The sequence below is a fragment of the Meiothermus sp. genome, assembly GCF_025056915.1.
Classification (GTDB): domain Bacteria; phylum Deinococcota; class Deinococci; order Deinococcales; family Thermaceae; genus Meiothermus.
On record NZ_JANWVH010000025.1, the window covers coordinates 1 to 16,876 of the forward strand.

Sequence of the window (16,876 nt, forward strand, 5' to 3'; positions counted from 1 at the left end):
CGAGAATTTCTCAAAGTGAAGGCGCCGACATGAAATTGATCCCAACCCCCAACCCCCTACGCCGTCCAGGCCGTTTACGGAGCCATGCATGAGCCTCCTCTGGTTTCTCCTGATCATCTCCATTAGCATTTTTGTCCACGAGATGGGCCACTACCTGGCGGCCCGCTGGCAGGGGGTGGGGGTCAGGAATTTTGGGGTGGGGTTTGGCCCTACTTTGCTCAAGTTCGACCGCTGGGGCACCACCTGGCGGCTCAACGCCATTCCACTGGGCGGCTACGCCGAAATCGAGGGCATGATGCCCGGCGATAGCCACGGTTATGCGCGGCTCTCGGCGCTGGGCAAGTTCTTTATTCTGGTGGCCGGGGTGGTGATGAACCTGCTCCTGGCCTGGGGGGTGCTGGCGGCGCTTTCCTCCATCCAGGGGGTGCCCCAGACCCGGGCCGAGGTGACCGAGGTGCTGCCCGGCAGCCTGGCCGAGCAGGCCGGTTTCCGGGTGGGCGACCGCATTCTGAGCCTGAACGGCACCCAGCTCGAGTCCTACGACCAGGTTACCCGCTTCCGCCAGACCCCCGGCGAGAAGGTGTTTGTGGTGCTGCGCGACGGGCAGGAAGTAACCCTGCGCTTCAACTGGGATAACACGCAGGGCCGGCTGGGCATCGTCTACCGGGCCGAGCTGGTCGGTTACACCCGCATCAACTTCTTCCAGGGGCTCAGCCGGGCCATCGGCGAAACGGTGACCGCGGTGCCGCGCTTTGTGCAGGAATTCGTGGGCAGCATTGCCCGTATCCTCTCGGGCCAGCAAGCCCAGGGCGTGGCCGGGCCGGTTGGCATTGTGAGCATCACCGGCCAGGCCGCCCAGCAGGGCCTGGGTACCCTGGTCGCGCTGCTGGCGACCATCAACCTCTCGCTGGCGGTGTTCAACCTGTTGCCCATTCCAGGGCTGGATGGGGGGCGCATCCTGGTGCTGGTGGCCAATGTCCTCACCGGCGGACGCATCAAACCCGAGACCGAGGCCCGACTCTCGTATGGCGGCTTCGTATTTTTGATTCTCCTGATTGTGCTGGTGACCATCAACGATATCCGCAACCTGGCCGGCGGGTAGAATAGCGCAGGATGGATACCACGGTCTTGATTCCGGCCTACAACGAGGAGGCCCACATTGCTGCCGTGGTCGCTGTGGCGCGGGAAGCGGGTTTGCCGGTGCTGGTGGTGGACGATGGCTCTACCGACCAGACCACCCAGGTTGCCGAGAGGGCCGGAGCCCAAGTGTTGCGCCTGCCGGAAAACCGGGGTAAAAGCAGCGCGCTGGCCTACGGACTGGCCCAGGTGCAATCCCCCTACCTGCTCCTGCTTGATGCTGACCTGACGGGTTTGAGACCCGAGCATCTGCAGGCCCTGCTCGAGCCCGTTCGCAGCGGCAGGCTGGACATGGCCATCGGCGTTTTCAAGGCCGGGGGATTCATGACCGATTTCGGCAACCGGGCCACCCCTTTTTTGTCGGGGCAGCGGGCCTGTACCACCGCCTGGCTGAAAAGCGTACCCAACCTCACCGCGCGCCGCTGGCCGGAGCCGGCCATCACCGACCACCTGGCCCGCTCCCAGGCCCGCTGGGCCTATGTTGAACTGCCCGGCGCCGGGCAGATTATGAAAGAGCAAAAACGCGGCTTCTGGAGGGGCCTGGGCCTGCGTCTGCGAATGTATGCCGAACTGCTAAAATACCGTTGGGGCAAGAAAAGTGGGGCTTGAACTTGCCTGACACGAGTCCTATAGCGTGTTGTGGAGGTTTATATGCGAATCGAAGTATCGGTGATGATGCAGGTTCATGTGCCCGACGACACCGACCTCGAGGATCTGAGCCTCGAGATTGACGAGTCTGGCCTGCGCTTTGTGAGCAACGGCCAGACGGTGGCCGATTCGAACAACATCGAGGACTACTACATAGACGACATCGAATCCGACGAGGACGACTTCGACGACGACTGGGACGACGAAGAAGAAGAGGACGAAGAGTAGCCCCGTCCGACGCCCCAGTCCTGGGCTTGCTTCATAGGCCCTTCAGATACGGCTATATGGGGTACCGCGTAAAAGTCCGTACAACCACACCTGCACGGTAAGCGAATCAGGCCAATCTCAGCCGGGGCTATCTCTGTCCCTCCCTTGCGAGGTAGGAACAGAGCAAGAGCAGGCCAGGATTGCCATAAGTCGCTCACCGTGCGGGTGTGTTTGCACGGGCTTTTATGCGACACAGCATTCGGTTTCTACGCTGCCAGGCGGCAGGTCTTGCTTAGCTGGCCCCTACTTCGCGTGCCCGACGCCGCGCGAGCTTGTCCTGGTACATGCGTTGGTCGGAAAGCCGCACCAGGTCGCCATCGGTTGTAGCCTCCTCGGGCATGGAGGCCATGCCGCTGCTGACGCTGGCCGTCGGGAAACCCTGGCTCCGGGTGTTGAGAACAGCCGTTTCAATGCGGCCAAATATCTCGTCCTGGTGACGTGCGTCCACATAGGGCAGGATGGCCGCATATTCATCGCCCCCAATCCGGTAGACCCGGCCTAGGTCGAAGAAGCACTCCTGCATGGCCTGGGCAAAGGTACGCAGCAGGGCATCCCCCCGTTCGTGGCCCTCGGTGTCGTTGAGCTGTTTGAGGGTATCCACATCCAGAGCCACCACACTGAGTGAGTAACCGACCCGCTGGGCGCGGGCGACCTCGCTCTCGAGGTCGGACTCGAACGCGCGGCGGTTGCCCAGACCGGTCAGCACGTCGGTATGGGCCATCAGCTCCATTCGCCGGGCCAGCACCTGCGCCTCCCGACGGGCCTGCTCGAGCTCGCGGGTGCGCTCGGCCAGCAAATTTTCAAAGTTTTGCTTGAGCATCTCGATTTCCTCATCCGCCCAGCCCAGCTGGGCCTTCTCGAGCTGAACCGAGAGCGAAAGATCGGAGTCCAGGCGCTGCATGTGCTCTTCCACGTCGGTGGTGGCCTCGGCAAAAACCCTCAGGCAGGCCTCGACCACCGTTGGATCGAACTGTCGCCCGCTCTGACGCTTAATCTCGGCCAGCGCCTCGGCCACCGACCAGGCCCGTTTATAGGGGCGTTCATGGGTCAGGGCATCCAGCACGTCGGCCACGGCCACAATGCGTCCGGACATGGGGATGCTATCGCCGATGAGGCCCCGGGGATAGCCACTCCCATCGAAGTGTTCGTGGTGGGACAGGGCAATTTCTTCAGCCAGTCGAAGAATTTTGGACCGTCCCCCAGACAGGATGCGCGCTCCAATGTTGGTGTGATCTTTCATCAGTTCGTACTCGTCCACTGTCAGGCGATCGCGCTTGAGCAAAATCGCGTCCGGGATTCCGATTTTGCCCACGTCATGCAAACGTGCAGCCAGGCGCAGGGTTTCGACTTCGTGGGGGGGCCAGCCAAGCTCTTTGGCAATCATGGCCGCGTTACGCCCGACCCGGTAGGTATGTTCGCCGGTGGCGTCGTCGCGGAACTCGGCGGCCAGCGCCAGGCGGGAAACAATCTCGAGTTGTGCGAACTCGAGTTCCTGGGTGCGCTGGAAAACCTTGGCCTGAGCCTCCTCGCGGGCCTGGCGCTCGAGTTCGCTTCTCATCCGGAGGCTCTCAGCCTCGTTGCGGATGCGCTCGAACTCGAGCTGGTTCATCAGGGTCTGGCGCTGGCGTTCGCTTTCCTCGTTGAATACCTCGCGCTCAAGACGATGGTACTCTTCCAGGTGTTCAATGGCCTGGACATAGGCCCCCGCCGCCCGGTAAACCTGGGCCAGGAGTCGGTGGGCCAGGTATGCGCTGCGTTTGCGCTCGGCCTGGCGCGATAGTTCCAGGGCCTCGAGGCCATATGCCTCGGCCTGGCGCAGCTCACCCAGCTCGATAGCCGCCTCCCCCAGGCTTAGCAATACGTCCAGAACGGTGGTTCGCCAGCCTCTGGTGCGGGCCAGCTCTAAAACATCCAGGAGCGTTTGCATGGCCACCTGGGTTTCACCGAGCGCCCGCTGCGTTCTGGCCAGCCCTTCCATAGAAGCCAGCAGAGTCGGTTCCAGCCCCAGTTCTCGGCTCAGGGTGACCACCTGGCAGTGAATATCCCTGGCTTTCAGGTAGTCCGACCGTTTATACGCCAGCTCCGCCTTGAGCTGCAAAACCTGCAACTCAAGCAATCGCTCCTGAACCTGGCGAGTCTCGGCTAGGGCCCGCTCGTAGTATCGGTCGGCCTGGTCGAAATCACCCATCTCCATGTACAGGTTGCCAATAGACGCCAGGTTGCCCGCGCGGTTGCGAGGGCTGTGTCCATCCTGGCAGTAGAGTTGATAGGCTTCCAGAAACGCCTCGAGGGCCTGTGGATACTGCCCCATCTCGGTGCGCAGAATCCCGATGTTGTTGAGGAAGCTGGCCTCGGAGACTTGATGGCCCAGGGTACGCACCAGGCTGAGGGCTCGAGTGAGCTTGTCCAGAGCCTGGGCATACTCGGCCCTGGAGTGGTGGATTCCAGCTTGCTGGTTGAGGCAGTCGGCTTCGGCAGCAAGCAGGTTGTTCTGCCGCGCCAGTGCGACGGCTTGCTCGAGGTAGCAGGTGGCCTGGTTCAGGTCGCCCTGCTCACGAAGAAAGGAGGCCAGCAGCCTTAATCCCTCAACCCTCTGGGCCGGTTCGCCGATTGTGGATGCAATCTCCAGACCTGCGGTCGCTTCCTGAACCGCTTCATTCAGCTGCCCGTTTCGGTGCTGGATTCTGGCCAGCGTGAACGAGGCTTGAGCCTCGTGCAGTCGTTCCCGCTGCGCCTGCGCAAGGCGTTTGGCATTCTCAGCCAGGCGCAGGGCCTCCAGGGGAGCCTGGGCCTGACAGGCCTCCGCTTCTGCAAGCATCGCTTCGATGGCGGCCAGCACTCCCATCGAAGCGGTTGTGGTTGGGTCTAAATCGCGATGCTCCACCAAAGCCTCTATGCCACTGCCTGATACGGTTGGTTCGTACTTGAACCGGGGTCGAGCCTTACAATCCGGAACAGGTCAGCTCTTGCCACAGCCCCGCACCGCGCCTCTCCATGCCTCAGTCTACGACCGATTGTCTGAAAAGGCAGTGATTAATGTTCAATCCGGTCTTTAGGAAAGTTTCCTTGCGAAAGAATGGGTTTGGAGCAGAGAGCAACGCTTCGTTTATGGCCCAACACTGCACCACTTTCCCATGCTTTTTATTCCTCGGAAATTTTTGCAAGGCCAAGCAATTTTTTGATGGAATCCGACGAGTCTCGCCCTGGAAAGCGCATGAGAATATGCGCTGGTTTTTGCTTTTGGGCATCTTGCCGGATGGGCGGCCCCGTCTGTGCAGAGCGCGATATTTACGCCCCCAAATCGCGACCATCGCCGGGGCTGTCGGTTTCGTTGGCCAGTACCGCAAGAGTGGCTCGTTGAATGAGCTCCAGGTAAGCTGCGGGTGTCTGGGCAGGCCCCACAACCAGACTGCGCACGCCCCGGTAGCTCCGACTCAGCCATAGCCAGAGCGACTCGCTATTGGACGGAAGCAGCAGGATTCCGGGCGCCAACCAGGGCACAATCGGAGACGCCAGGGCTTTGTCTATCTTTGCACAGGCCACCGAGACAGGAATTGTTTGCCGCCGGGGTGGAACAAATGCTTCCCTGTCCCAGTTCATGCTTTGGGCCACCGTCCGGTAGGTCTGCCAATCATCCACATCCAGAAACCAGGGCCCCGAACCCCACTCAACCAATAAGACCGCTTCCCGGTGAGCCTTCAAGAGGGCCCGGGCTCCCAGGTCACCTCTGAGTTTTAGAACCTCTGGGAAGAGCGGCCTGGACAAAAAAACCGGTGGTCGAATCTGGCCCATCTCGGCTGCCGCCACTGCCAGCGTCTGCGACCCACGAGACCGGATGGCTCGAGCCTGTTGCGCCAGCTTTTCTGGAGCCAGCAGGGGCATATCGGCCAGCAGCACCAGCACGCCTTCGGAATCATTCAGGGTTCGAACGCCCACCTTGAGCGAGGAACTCTGACCGCGCCAGTAATAACGGTTTATGACCGTGACAACCCTCGAGCCAGGGTTGCCCGGCTGGGCGGCCAGCCAATTTTTGACCGCATACCGAGCCACCTTGGCTTCTCGCCCTACCACCACCGCAATGCGCCCATCGGCAACGCGCAGGGCCTGCTCCAGCACACGGGTCAACAGGACATGGCCCTTTCCGGCAGGCAGGAGGAATTTGGGAATCCCAAACCTCGAGGCGCTTCCGGCAGAAAGTACGATGGCATCAAGCGGCGGCATGAGCAGGAGGGTGCTTCGTGGGGGATTGGCCGGGTTTGAATGGCGCTATGAACGTTCCCCCCACCCCAGGGCCTTTCAACAACCATAGTAGCGCAGCCACCCAGCGGAACCCGCCCTATGGGGCCCTCCCCAAGCCTGCCAGACGCCTGCAAACCTGGGTGGCCTGGCTCGGCCCGTCCGCACAGTGCAAACTGTAATCTTCGGCATGCTCCCTCTCTGCGCAAGGCTTTAGTTTAGTCGTGGTTGTACAAGCAAAAACCCAAGGGAGGTTGGACAGTATGATACCTGCGGCCTTTGAGTACAAACGCCCGATGTCCCTCGAGGAGGCCATCAGCCACCTGGCCGAGCACGGCTACGATGCCAGGGTGCTGGCCGGGGGCCAAAGCCTTATCCCGGCCATGCGCTATCGGCTGGCCCAGCCTGCGGTGCTGGTGGACATCAATAAACTCCCCAACCTTGGCTATCTGCTGGAAGAAAACGGAAAGCTCCGCATCGGGGCCCTGGTGCGCGACACCGATGTGGAGTTCAACAAGAACATACAAAGCAAGTACCACCTGATCAGCGACGTTTCGATGGTGGTCGCCGACCCCATCGTGCGCTTCCGGGGCACGGTGGTGGGTTCGCTGTGCCACAACGACCCGTCCGGCGACTGGGCCGCTGCCGCCATTGCAGCCCGGGCCGAGATGGTTATCCAGGGCAAAAATGGGACTCGAGTCGAGGCCATTGACCAGTTTTTGGTGGATAGCTTTGCGACCTCCATTGGCGAGGGAGAGCTGGCCGTGGAAGCGCGGTTTCCCATCCCCAATGAACGCACCTCGGGCGCCTACGAAAAAATTGAGCGCAAAGTAGGCGACTACGCCACCGCTGCCGCCGCCGTACAAATTGAGCTTAATCCCGATGGAACCATCAAAGAAGCCGGCATTGGCATCACCGCAGTGGCGCATATGGCGCTGCGGGTGGTGGAGGGAGAAAACCTGCTGCGTGGCCAGAAACCCAGCCTGGATCTGATTCGGGCAGCTGCCGAGGAGGCCCGCAAAATTGCCGACCCCAATCCCGATGCGCGCGGCTCGGCGGAATACAAAAAAGACATGGCCCGGGTGCTGGTGGGTCGCGGCCTTATAAAGGCCCTGCGCCGCCTGAACGTAGCGGTAGCCTGAGTTCCCCCTCGAGGTGCACAACCATGGAAATCACCCTGAAGATCAACGGCGCCGAGAAAAAGCTCAATGTAGAACCCCGAACCCTTCTGGTTCATGCCATCCGCGATGCGGGGCTGACCGGAACCCACATCGGCTGCGATAGCTCCTCCTGTGGGGTCTGCACGGTGGTGCTGGACGGCAAAACGGCGGTGAAAAGCTGCACCATGTTCGCGGTGATGGCCGAGGGCCACGAAATCACCACCATCGAAGGCATGGCCCAGGGAGGGAAGCTCCACCCGCTGCAGCAGGCTTTTCACGATCAGCACGGCCTGCAGTGCGGCTACTGCACCCCGGGCATGATCATGGCGGCCCACGTGCTGCTGCAACACAACCCCAACCCCACCGAAGAGGAGATTCGCTTCGGACTCTCGGGCAATCTGTGCCGCTGCACGGGCTACCAGAACATCGTCAAGGCGGTGCAGCAGGCAGCCCAGATGCTGCAGCAACCCGCAGGCGCGGCGGCAGACGATTGAACCGAGAAAGGCTTGGGAGAAACCGTTCAGTCCTTCGCTTTGGGCGATTCGCCTCGAGCAACCCATCAAAGGAGTACCCATGGCAGTTCAGACCACAAACCTCGAGCCCAAAGGGATTCAGGGGCTTGGCAAGGCCATCAAGCGTAAGGAAGACTCGCGCTTCATCGTGGGCAAGGGCAACTACCTCGACGACATCAAGCTGCCCGGCATGTTGTACATGGCCCTCGTGCACAGCCCCTACGCCCATGCCAAAATTCTGAACATTGACGCCTCCGAAGCCCTCAAGATTCCGGGTGTGAAAGCGGTGATTACCGCCAAAGACCTGGCCGCCGCGGGGCTTTCCTGGATTCCGACCCTGGCCGGCGACAAGCAGATGGTGCTGGCCGATGGCAAGGTGCTCTACCAGTATCAGGAAGTGGCCGCCGTCTACGCCGAGACCCGCCAGGCCGCCGCCGATGGGGCCGCCGCCGTACAGGTGGAGTACGAGCCCCTGCCGGTGGTGGTTGACCCCTACAAGGCCACTGCCCCTGACGCCCCGGTCTTGCGCGAGGACCTCAAAGGCCAGATGACCGGCGCCCACGGCCCGCGCCGCCACGACAACCACATCTGGACCTGGGACGTGGGCTCCAAAGACGAGACCGAGAAAGCCCTGGCCGCCTCGGAGGTGCGCATCAAGCAGCACATGGTCTATCCCAGGAGCCACCCCGCCCCCCTGGAGCCCTGCGGCTGCATCGGCGATATGAACCCGGCCACGGGCCGCCTCACGGTCTACATGACCACCCAGGCCCCCCACGCCATTCGCACGGTGCTCTCGCTGGTGACCAAGATTCCCGAAAACAACATCCGGGTCATCTCGCCCGACATTGGCGGCGGGTTTGGCAACAAGGTGCCGGTTTACCCCGGCTACGTGTGCGCCATCGTGGGCAGCATTGTGCTGGGCGCGCCGGTCAAGTGGGTCGAGACCCGCACCGAGAACCTCACCACCACCGGCTTTGCCCGCGATTTCCACATGGACATCGAGATCGGGGCCACCAAGGACGGCAAGGTGACGGCCATGAAGGTTTACACCCTGGCCGACCACGGGGCCTTCGACGCCGCCGCCGACCCCAGCAAGTACCCCGCCGGGCTGTTTTCCATATGCACCGGCTCCTACGACTTCCAGAAAGCCTACGCCCAGGTCGAGGCGGTTTATACCAACAAGGCTCCCGGCGGGGTGGCCTACCGGTGCTCGTTCCGGGTGACCGAGGCCAGCTACCTGATCGAGCGCAGCATGGATGTGCTGGCCCACGAGCTCAAGATGGACCCCGCCGAGCTGCGCCTGAAAAACTTCATCCAGCCGCAGCAGTTCCCCTACCCCTCGGCCCTGGGCTGGACCTACGACTCCGGCGACTACGAAAAAACCCTTAAGGTCGCCCTCGAGCGCATTGGCTACGCCGAGCTGCGCAAGGAGCAGGCCGAAAAGCGGGCTAGAGGCGAGCTGATGGGCATTGGCATCTCCACCTTCACCGAGATTGTGGGGGCCGGCCCCTCCAAGGACTTCGACATCCTGGGCATCAAGATGTTCGATGGGGCCGAGATTCGCGTGCACCCCTCGGGCTCGGCCATCGTGCGGGCCGGAACCCGCCACCAGGGCCAGGGCCACGAGACCACCTGGGCGCAAATTGTCTCCGAGGAACTCGGCTTAGATGTGGACAAGATCATCGTGGAGGAGGGCGACACCGACACCGCCCCTTACGGCCTCGGCACCTATGCCAGCCGCTCCACCCCCACCGCTGGGGGCGCTATGGCCCTGGGGGCGCGGCGCATCCGCGAGAAAGCCAAAAAGATTGCCGCGCACCTGCTGGAAGTGGGCGAAAACGATGTGGAGTGGGTGGACAAGAAGTTTGTGGTCAAGGGCGTGCCGGGCAAGAGCGTGACCATGAACGAGGTGGCCTTCGCGGCCTACACCAACCTGCCTCCGGGGATGGAGCCGGGCCTCGAGACCACCTACTACTACGACCCCCCCAACCTGACCTTCCCCCATGGGGCCTACATCTGCGTGGTGGACATTGACAAGGGCACCGGCGAGGTGAAGGTGCGCCGCTTTGTGGCCATTGACGACTGCGGCACCATCATCAACCCCATGATTGTGGAGGGGCAGGTACACGGCGGCCTGACCGAGGGCTTCGCCATGGCCTTCATGCAGGAGATCGCCTTCGATGAGCAGGGCAACCACCTCTCGTCGAACTTTACCGACTACCTGCTGCCCACCGCCCTCGAGACCCCCAAATGGGAGACCGGCCACACCGTGACCCCCAGCCCCCACCACCCCATCGGGGCCAAGGGGGTGGGTGAGTCGCCCACGGTGGGCAGCCCGGCGGCTTTTGTGAATGCGGTGGTGGACGCCCTGGCCCACCTGGGCGTGCGCCACATTGACATGCCCATCACCCGTGAGAAGGTCTGGCGCATCCTGCGGCAGGCCGGGGTGGATTCGTTCTGAGAAGCCTACCCTCCATAGCCGATAGCAAAAGGGTTTTTGGCTATCGGCTATGATCCATCCAAGAGGTTAGCCCATGAAACTTGAATACAGCGGCCAGGAAACGGTACAAGCCAGCACGGAAAAGGTTTGGAGCTTTATAAAGGACCCCCAGAAGGTGGCCTCCTGCTTGCCCGACCTGAAGTCGGTCGAGTTCAAGGATGAAAAGAACATGGTTGCCACTGTGGGGGTAGCGGTGGGGCCGGTGCGGGGCTCGTTCAAGTTCAACATTGAACTCGACCCCCGCCCCGAGGAAAACAAGATGATGGTTCGCATCCGGGGCGGTGGCCTGGGCAGCGCGGTGGACCTCACCGCCAGCGCCGACATTACCGGCAAAGAAGACCAGACCACCCTCCTGGACTGGCAGGGACAGGCCACCGTGAGCGGCCCTGCGGCAACGGTAGGGGGGCGGGTGCTCGATGCCCAGGCGAAACGCCTCATCGAGACGGTATTCGCCAATATGGGTAAGAAAATGAGCGAAGTCTAGGCGGCGGGCGCAGCGCTTCCAGGTCGGAATGGGCGAGGGCCTCCCCCCACACAAAGCCCGACTCCGTCCTGGAGGCAGGGCAATTCCAGGCTGTGCTCGTTTGTGACCAGCCGATGAATTGCCCGTTCGGACTTGGCGTACTTTGGAAAAGACATGGACATCTACAGCAAAATCGCGGAGCTACAGCGCAACGGCGAAGCGGTGGCGCTGGCCACGGTGGTCTCGCGGCAGGCGCCGGTCTCATCGCACCTGGGCGATAAAGCCCTGGTCTTCGAGGACGGGCGGTTTGAGGGATATGTGGGTGGGTCTTGCTCCCGCGAGATTGTGCGGAAGCAGGCCCTCGAGGCCCTCAGGCTGGGCAGGCCGCGCCTGGTCAGAATCACCCCGGAGGCTGCGGCCAGGGTGGTGCTGGAGCACGCCGACGAGGTGATGATTCCCATGACCTGTGCCAGCGAAGGCGCGGTGGATGTGTACATCGAGCCCCTGGTCGGCAAGGCCAGCCTGCTGGTGGTTGGAGGCTCTCAAATTGCCCTCTGCACGGCGCAGATTGCCGCCCGAATGAACTACCGGGTCACGCTCGCCTGCGATATGCCGGAGCTGGCTGGGGTGAGCCTCGAGTCCGATATCCAGGTGCTGAACTGGCGCGAGCTGCCCGACTGGCTGGCCCACCAGAACCCAGCCAAAACCAGCATCGTGGTGGCCTCGCAAGGCCACTACGACGAGGACGCGCTGGCCCTGATTGCGGCCTCGATGCCCAACCCCGCCTACCTGGGCCTGGTGGCCAGTCGCAAACGCGGGGCAACCGTGCTGGACAACCTGGAGCTTTTAGGTGTGCCAAAGACCGCCTTCCCACAGCTCAAATACCCCGCCGGCCTGGACCTGGGCGGGCGCGGGCGCGACGAGGTGGCCATCTCCATCCTGGCGGAGATCATTCTGCAAAAGAGCGGAAAGCAGGGGTACGATGGCAGGCTGGCCATGCCGGAAAAAACACCCGTGGTTGCCCCTAATCACTCCCGCTCTGCTCCCCACCCAGGCGTCCCGGAGGAAATACGCCAGGTGGCCTCGATTGCGGCTGAAATCGGGGCCTCTGCTGCCGCCGCCCCCGCCAACCTACCCCCCGGAACGGCCATTGACCCGACCAGCGGTGAGGTGCTCGAGATCGCCAAGGCGGTGAGCGCAGAATACCAGGGTCAGACCTATTACTTTAGCTGCCCCAACTGCCGGGCCAAGTTCCTCAAAAACCCCGAAAAATACCTGAAGGGCCGGGCATGAGCCAGACCGAGATCAACCCACTGCTCACCACCGTCGAGGGCATCCAGGCCGTTCTGCGCGAACGAAACTACATCGCCGACCTGCCCATGGCCACCGCCCTGCGCCTGGTGATGGCCCTGCGCAAGCCACTGCTGGTTGAGGGCCCGGCTGGGGTGGGCAAAACCCAGGTGGCCAAAACCTTGGCCGAGGTGCTGGACACCCGGCTGATCCGCTTGCAGTGCTACGAGGGGCTCGATACAGCCCAAGCCCTTTACGAGTGGAACTACCCCAAGCAGATGCTGCACATCCGCCTGACCGAGAACACCGGACAGAGCGTGGCCGCGCGCGAAGCTGAAATTTTCAGCGAGGCCTACCTGCTGCGGCGTCCGTTGCTGGAGGCCATCTCGCAGGAGAAGCCCCCGGTCTTGTTGATTGACGAAATTGACCGCACCGACGAGGAGTTTGAGGCTTTTCTGCTGGAGATGCTGGCCGAGTTCCAGGTCACCATCCCCGAGCTGGGCACCCTGAAGGCCACCCACCGCCCATACGTCATTCTGACCTCCAACCGCAGCCGGGAGCTTTCGGACGCCCTGAGGCGGCGCTGCTTGTACCTGTGGCAGAACTACCCCAGCTTCGAAAAAGAGGTCGAAATCATCCGCACCAAGCTGCCCGGTATCAACGAGCGGCTGGCCCAGAAGATTGCCACCGTGGTCGCCCATTTGCGCGAGCTTCCCCTGAACAAAGCGCCGGGAGTGGCGGAAAGCCTGGACTGGGCCGAAGCCCTGGTCTCCCTGCACCAGGAGTCACTGGATATGCGCGTTCTGGAGCAGACCTGGGGGGTAATCCTGAAGGATAAAGACGACCTGACCCTAATCGAAGCCCACAAAGGGCGCTTGGCCGAACTGGTGGCGTAGGGAGAGCCTCCGGGTTGGTTCCAAAGACGCCGATGTCCACCTTCACCACATTTCCGCATGGTCAACTGCCCGAGAACCTGATTGCCTTTGCCGAATACCTGCGGCACACCGCCCAGCGCTTCAACCTGGGGCCCGGCGAGGTGGAGGATGCCTTGAGGGCCCTCGAGGCCATCCACCTTGAGAGCCTCCAGGAAGTGCGCCAGGCCCTCAAGCTGGTGTTTTGCAGCAACCTCGAGCAAGAGCGGGTCTTCGACGACCTGTTTTTCCAGTTTTTTCTACCAGGCCGCAAGCGCCATAAAGCCCAGGCCAACCCCCGCAAGGTCAGCCCCGGCGGCCAGGGCGAGCGCGGCGAGCAAAGCCAGCCCCCCCAAAGTCGCTCAGCCGAGGCGGTCCACGATCTGCATGGCCCCGCCGGGCATGGCGAGGCCCGATTGACCGAAGACGAAAGCGCCGACCACTGGGCCGCCCCCCTGCTCAAGGCCATGTTTAGCCGCACGGCGGGCGGCGAAAGCCCGGAAGTGGAGATCCCCCAGCAAGACCTCGAGGCCATGCTTCTGGCCGCCAGCCAGCTGGTTCATCAGGTCAGGCTGGGCCGCAGCCGTCGCTGGGACTCGGCCCCCAAAGGCACGCGTGTTCACTTTCGGCGCACCCTGCGCAAAGCCCTCCACACCGGGGGCGACCCGCTGTATCCCGCCTGGCAGCACCACCCCAAACGCCAGCCCCGCTTTGTGTTCGTGCTGGACGGAAGCCGCTCGATGCAGTCGTACTCCGACCAGCTCTTGCAGTTTGCCTTTGCCCTCCGCCTGCGCTGCAACCGGGTCGAGGTGTTCGTTTTTTCGACCGGTCTAAAGCGCATAACCCGGCAGCTCGAGAAAGCGAGAAACCTCTCCGAACGCCCCAGGCTCAACCAGCTGGGTCAGGCCTGGGGGGGTGGCACCCAAATAGGGGAGAACCTGCTCTGCTTGGAGCAAAAGTACGGGGGCCTGATTCGGGGCGATACCATCGTGATTGTGGCCAGCGATGGCCTGGACACCGGCGCACCGGAGGTGCTGGACTATGCCCTGCGGCAAATCTACCACCGCAGCGCGGCCCTGGTTTGGCTCAACCCCCTGCTGGGCCGCGAAGGCTACGACCCCTACGCCAACTGCATGAAGACCGCCCTACCCTACCTGGATAGGTTCTGCACGGCCCACACCCCCGAAGAGTTCGCCCGGCTCACCCACCGGCTGCGCCTGCGAAAATAGGGCGCTCTTCACATATTGAGAGCCACTCGACTATAAGAAAGCTTTGTCCTGCACAGAACAGGGGCCGCCCGGATGAGCGGCCCCGTCTGGGAAGGGCGATAAACCTGCTAGCGGGCGCTCGCCACCCGGCGAAAATCGCGGTCGAGCCGGGCGAAGGCCGGGCCCTCGACCAGGCCCACGTCAATGGCCTCCGAGGCCAGGGTCTCGAGGCGAACCGAGCCAAAGCCGTCAGCCCGAACCGCAAAGCTCCAGCGCATCTCGATGCTCGCCACCGGCTGCCCCTGGGCGTTGAGCCGCTGCGAGACGTAGATGGCCGTGGAGCCCGTGCCCAGACGCTGCACCCAGCGCCCGTAGCCGGGCAGCGGGCGGGCCTCGAGCGCATAATAGGTGGCAACCGATTGAGACAGGCGCACCACCACCGGGTTGCCCTGGGCGCCACCCCAGGGGAACCCGCCGCCCACATCGTAAACCACCTCACCTGGGTCGGCCCGCACCGAAGGGGCACAGGCTGCTAAAAGAGCCATTCCGGCCAGGGCCAGGGCAATCCAGTTACGCATAACTCCTCCGGCTTCATGTTAAGGGTCAGGGTAGGGTTTAACCAAACTTCGGGCGTTCGAGCTACGCAAGGTGGGGGTGGCCGGTCTTCTGCTCTCGACCGCCGAAGCCCTGCGCCCTGCCCCGCCGCTCCTATCGCTTGCAAAGGGTTCAAGCGAACGTTCAATCAAATCCTTTTCGGATGCTCCTGAGCCCACAATCCGCCTTGCGTAAGTACCTGCCCCCGTTCACGGCTAAAGCGCCACTCGCCCATTACGTTTGAGAAAGCTCTGCCCTGGACAGAACCGTGACCGCCCGGATGGGCGGCCCCGAATGGGAAGAGTGCGAAACCTTGCAGGGTGGTTGGGGGCAGGCCCAAAGCCTTCTCGCGCGGGCTAGCCTTGCAGCACCCTGGCCCAGTCGGTGGGGGCCTGGGGCTGGGCATAGGCGGTGTCCATCTGGGCGAGCTGGAGCTTGCCCGAGTACTCCTCGTTGACCGCGTGCCAGTAGGTGTATTCCTCAATCACCCAGATACCGCTTTCGCGGGTGCCATTGCCGCTGGCCCTCACCCCGCCGAAGGGCAGGTGGGCCTCGGCCCCCACGGTGGAGTTGTTGATGCTGGTCATGCCGGCCTTAATCTCGTTTTTGAAGCGGTAGGCCCAGTCGCGGCGGTTGGTGTAGAGCGCACTGGAAAGCCCGTAGGGGTGGGCATTGGCGGCCTGGATGGCCTCGTCCAGCCCATCCACCCGCACCAGGTTGATGGTGGGGCCGAAAATTTCCTGCTCGAACTGCCGCATGCCGGGGCGGGCCTCCCAGACCGTGGGCCAGCCGAAGGTACCGGCCTCGGGGTCGCCCCGGAAGTGGGGATAGGGGTTGGAGCCGGTAATGCGACCCTGGCCCAAGAGCAGGGTGGCCCCATCCTGCTGGCCCCAGGTGTAGTGCTCATTCCAGCGCTCAAAGAGCCGGGTGTTGATGAAGGGGCCGTAGGTGACCTGGGGGTGCTCGAGGGGGTTGCCCACCAGGGTGGACTCGGTCTTTTCCAGGAAGCGCTTTTTGAACTCCTCGTAGATGGGGGCCTCCACGATGATGTTGCCCGCGCTGGTGCAGCGCTGGCCGCCGGTGGCAAAGGCGCTCCACCAGGCTCCCTCCACAGCTAGCTCGAGGTCGCTGTCGCGCAGCACCACCAAAGGGTTCTTGCCTCCGAGCTCGAGCGTGGGGCGCAGCAGGTTGCGCCCGGCCACCTCGCCAATCCAGCGCCCCACCGCGGTGCTGCCGGTGAAAGCGAACTTGTGAAGCAGCCCCTCGTCCATCAGCTCCACCAGCCACTGCCCCGTGGAGTCTTTACCGCCGCCAAAGACCACATTGATGACCCCCGGGGGCAGACCGGCTTCCTCGAAGAGCTTGACGAAGACGTAAGAGAGGGCGGGGGCATCGTCGGAGGGCTTCCAGACCACCGTGTTGCCGGTCAGGATGGCCGGAATCAGCTTCCAGGACGGTACCGCGATGGGAAAGTTGCCCGCCGTAATCATCCCCACCACCCCAATGGGGCGGCGGAAGGTGAAAAGCTCCTTTTGCTTCATCTCGCTGGGCACCGTCTGGCCGTAGAGCCGGCGCCCTTCCGAGGCAAAAAAGATGGCCGTGTCTATGGCCTCCTGCACGTCGCCTGCGGCCTCCTTGAAGGTCTTGCCCACCTCTCGAACCATGAGCCGCACCAGGGTGTCTTTCTCGCGGGTGAGTACCCCGGCCAGGTTCGTAAGCACCCCCCCGCGCACCGGTGCCGGGGTGCGTGACCAGTCCAGAAAGGCCTTTTGCGCGACCCGGGCCGCTTTGCGCAGGGTGTCTTTGCTGCCCTCGGGGAAGCGGGCTGTCAGGTCGGCGTGGTCGGAAGGGTTGTGGCGCTCGAGCCACCGGCCATCGAAGACTTCCTCTCCACCAACTAGGTGGCCGATTTCCAGCGCATTGCCGTACTTGCTCTTGTGCGTTTGCATA

At 62.9% G+C, this 16,876-nt stretch carries 14 protein-coding genes; 10 read left to right on the forward strand and 4 right to left on the reverse strand.

The window, feature by feature from the left end; translation table 11 throughout:
- The first annotated feature begins 88 nt into the window (after positions 1–88).
- The 3 genes from NZN28_RS05870 to NZN28_RS05880 are packed head-to-tail and all read left to right on the forward strand — an operon-like array spanning position 89 to position 2,013.
- On the forward strand, positions 89–1,102 hold the full coding sequence (locus tag NZN28_RS05870) for an RIP metalloprotease (protein ID WP_295396044.1): 1,014 nt from the start codon (positions 89–91) through the stop codon (positions 1,100–1,102).
- Positions 1,103–1,113: 11 nt separating this feature from the next.
- Complete coding sequence (locus NZN28_RS05875; RefSeq protein WP_295396046.1) at positions 1,114–1,746, forward strand: glycosyltransferase family 2 protein; 633 nt, start codon at positions 1,114–1,116, stop codon at positions 1,744–1,746.
- Between the two features lie 42 nt (positions 1,747–1,788).
- Positions 1,789–2,013: a hypothetical protein gene (locus tag NZN28_RS05880; protein WP_295396048.1), complete on the forward strand. Its 225-nt coding sequence runs from the start codon at positions 1,789–1,791 to the stop codon at positions 2,011–2,013.
- Positions 2,014–2,284: 271 nt separating this feature from the next.
- On the opposite strand, the gene NZN28_RS05885 is transcribed toward NZN28_RS05880, so the two are convergent.
- Positions 2,285–4,870, reverse strand: a complete 2,586-nt coding sequence (locus tag NZN28_RS05885; protein ID WP_295396050.1) for an HD domain-containing phosphohydrolase — start codon at positions 4,868–4,870, stop codon at positions 2,285–2,287.
- Between the two features lie 470 nt (positions 4,871–5,340).
- Entirely contained in the window at positions 5,341–6,273 is a 933-nt protein-coding gene (locus tag NZN28_RS05890; RefSeq protein WP_295396053.1) for a nucleotidyltransferase family protein, read from the reverse strand.
- Between the two features lie 278 nt (positions 6,274–6,551).
- Between NZN28_RS05890 and NZN28_RS05895 the strand changes: the two genes are divergently transcribed.
- The 7 genes from NZN28_RS05895 (at position 6,552) to NZN28_RS05925 (ending at position 14,353) form a co-directional block, all read left to right on the forward strand.
- Positions 6,552–7,430 (forward strand): xanthine dehydrogenase family protein subunit M, encoded by an 879-nt coding sequence (locus NZN28_RS05895; RefSeq protein ID WP_295396055.1) that lies wholly within the window; start codon positions 6,552–6,554, stop codon positions 7,428–7,430.
- 23 nt (positions 7,431–7,453) lie between these two features.
- Positions 7,454–7,942 carry a (2Fe-2S)-binding protein gene (locus tag NZN28_RS05900; RefSeq protein WP_295396057.1) on the forward strand — a complete coding sequence of 163 codons (489 nt, stop codon included), beginning with the start codon at positions 7,454–7,456 and terminating at the stop codon, positions 7,940–7,942.
- 79 nt (positions 7,943–8,021) lie between these two features.
- A complete protein-coding gene (locus NZN28_RS05905; RefSeq protein ID WP_295396059.1) occupies positions 8,022–10,421 on the forward strand; it encodes an aerobic carbon-monoxide dehydrogenase large subunit in 2,400 nt (799 codons plus the stop codon).
- Between the two features lie 73 nt (positions 10,422–10,494).
- Positions 10,495–10,944: a carbon monoxide dehydrogenase subunit G gene (locus NZN28_RS05910; RefSeq protein ID WP_295396061.1), complete on the forward strand. Its 450-nt coding sequence runs from the start codon at positions 10,495–10,497 to the stop codon at positions 10,942–10,944.
- Positions 10,945–11,097: 153 nt separating this feature from the next.
- Positions 11,098–12,216: an XdhC family protein gene (locus NZN28_RS05915; RefSeq protein WP_295396063.1), complete on the forward strand. Its 1,119-nt coding sequence runs from the start codon at positions 11,098–11,100 to the stop codon at positions 12,214–12,216.
- Positions 12,213–13,109, forward strand: coding sequence for a MoxR family ATPase (locus NZN28_RS05920; protein ID WP_295396065.1), 897 nt, complete (start codon positions 12,213–12,215; stop codon positions 13,107–13,109). The genes NZN28_RS05915 and NZN28_RS05920 overlap by 4 nt, the downstream gene beginning before the upstream one ends.
- Positions 13,110–13,141: 32 nt before the next feature.
- The gene (locus NZN28_RS05925) at positions 13,142–14,353 is read left to right on the forward strand and encodes a VWA domain-containing protein (RefSeq protein WP_295396067.1); all 1,212 of its coding nucleotides are present in this window, start codon (positions 13,142–13,144) and stop codon (positions 14,351–14,353) included.
- A 107-nt stretch (positions 14,354–14,460) separates the two neighbouring features.
- Here the strand turns inward: NZN28_RS05925 and NZN28_RS05930 are convergent, their stop codons facing one another.
- Both NZN28_RS05930 and NZN28_RS05935 read right to left on the reverse strand, forming a co-directional pair.
- Positions 14,461–14,910: a hypothetical protein gene (locus tag NZN28_RS05930; RefSeq protein ID WP_295396069.1), complete on the reverse strand. Its 450-nt coding sequence runs from the start codon at positions 14,908–14,910 to the stop codon at positions 14,461–14,463.
- Between the two features lie 372 nt (positions 14,911–15,282).
- Entirely contained in the window at positions 15,283–16,875 is a 1,593-nt protein-coding gene (locus tag NZN28_RS05935) for an aldehyde dehydrogenase family protein (protein ID WP_295396071.1), read from the reverse strand.
- Between the last annotated feature and the right edge of the window lies 1 nt (position 16,876).

Bases quoted from the DNA above. Each gene is read 5' to 3' on its own strand.
- NZN28_RS05875 (WP_295396046.1), top strand. From the start codon at position 1,114: ATGGATACCACGGTCTTGATTCCGGCCTACAACGAGGAGGCCCACATT.
- NZN28_RS05900 (WP_295396057.1), top strand. From the start codon at position 7,454: ATGGAAATCACCCTGAAGATCAACGGCGCCGAGAAAAAGCTCAATGTA.
- NZN28_RS05895 (WP_295396055.1), top strand. From the start codon at position 6,552: ATGATACCTGCGGCCTTTGAGTACAAACGCCCGATGTCCCTCGAGGAG.
- NZN28_RS05930 (WP_295396069.1), bottom strand. From the start codon at position 14,910: ATGCGTAACTGGATTGCCCTGGCCCTGGCCGGAATGGCTCTTTTAGCA.
- NZN28_RS05925 (WP_295396067.1), top strand. From the start codon at position 13,142: ATGTCCACCTTCACCACATTTCCGCATGGTCAACTGCCCGAGAACCTG.
- NZN28_RS05870 (WP_295396044.1), top strand. From the start codon at position 89: ATGAGCCTCCTCTGGTTTCTCCTGATCATCTCCATTAGCATTTTTGTC.
- NZN28_RS05920 (WP_295396065.1), top strand. From the start codon at position 12,213: ATGAGCCAGACCGAGATCAACCCACTGCTCACCACCGTCGAGGGCATC.
- NZN28_RS05880 (WP_295396048.1), top strand. From the start codon at position 1,789: ATGCGAATCGAAGTATCGGTGATGATGCAGGTTCATGTGCCCGACGAC.
- NZN28_RS05905 (WP_295396059.1), top strand. From the start codon at position 8,022: ATGGCAGTTCAGACCACAAACCTCGAGCCCAAAGGGATTCAGGGGCTT.
- NZN28_RS05935 (WP_295396071.1), bottom strand. From the start codon at position 16,875: ATGCAAACGCACAAGAGCAAGTACGGCAATGCGCTGGAAATCGGCCAC.
- NZN28_RS05890 (WP_295396053.1), bottom strand. From the start codon at position 6,273: ATGCCGCCGCTTGATGCCATCGTACTTTCTGCCGGAAGCGCCTCGAGG.
- NZN28_RS05915 (WP_295396063.1), top strand. From the start codon at position 11,098: ATGGACATCTACAGCAAAATCGCGGAGCTACAGCGCAACGGCGAAGCG.
- NZN28_RS05910 (WP_295396061.1), top strand. From the start codon at position 10,495: ATGAAACTTGAATACAGCGGCCAGGAAACGGTACAAGCCAGCACGGAA.
- NZN28_RS05885 (WP_295396050.1), bottom strand. From the start codon at position 4,870: ATGCTTGCAGAAGCGGAGGCCTGTCAGGCCCAGGCTCCCCTGGAGGCC.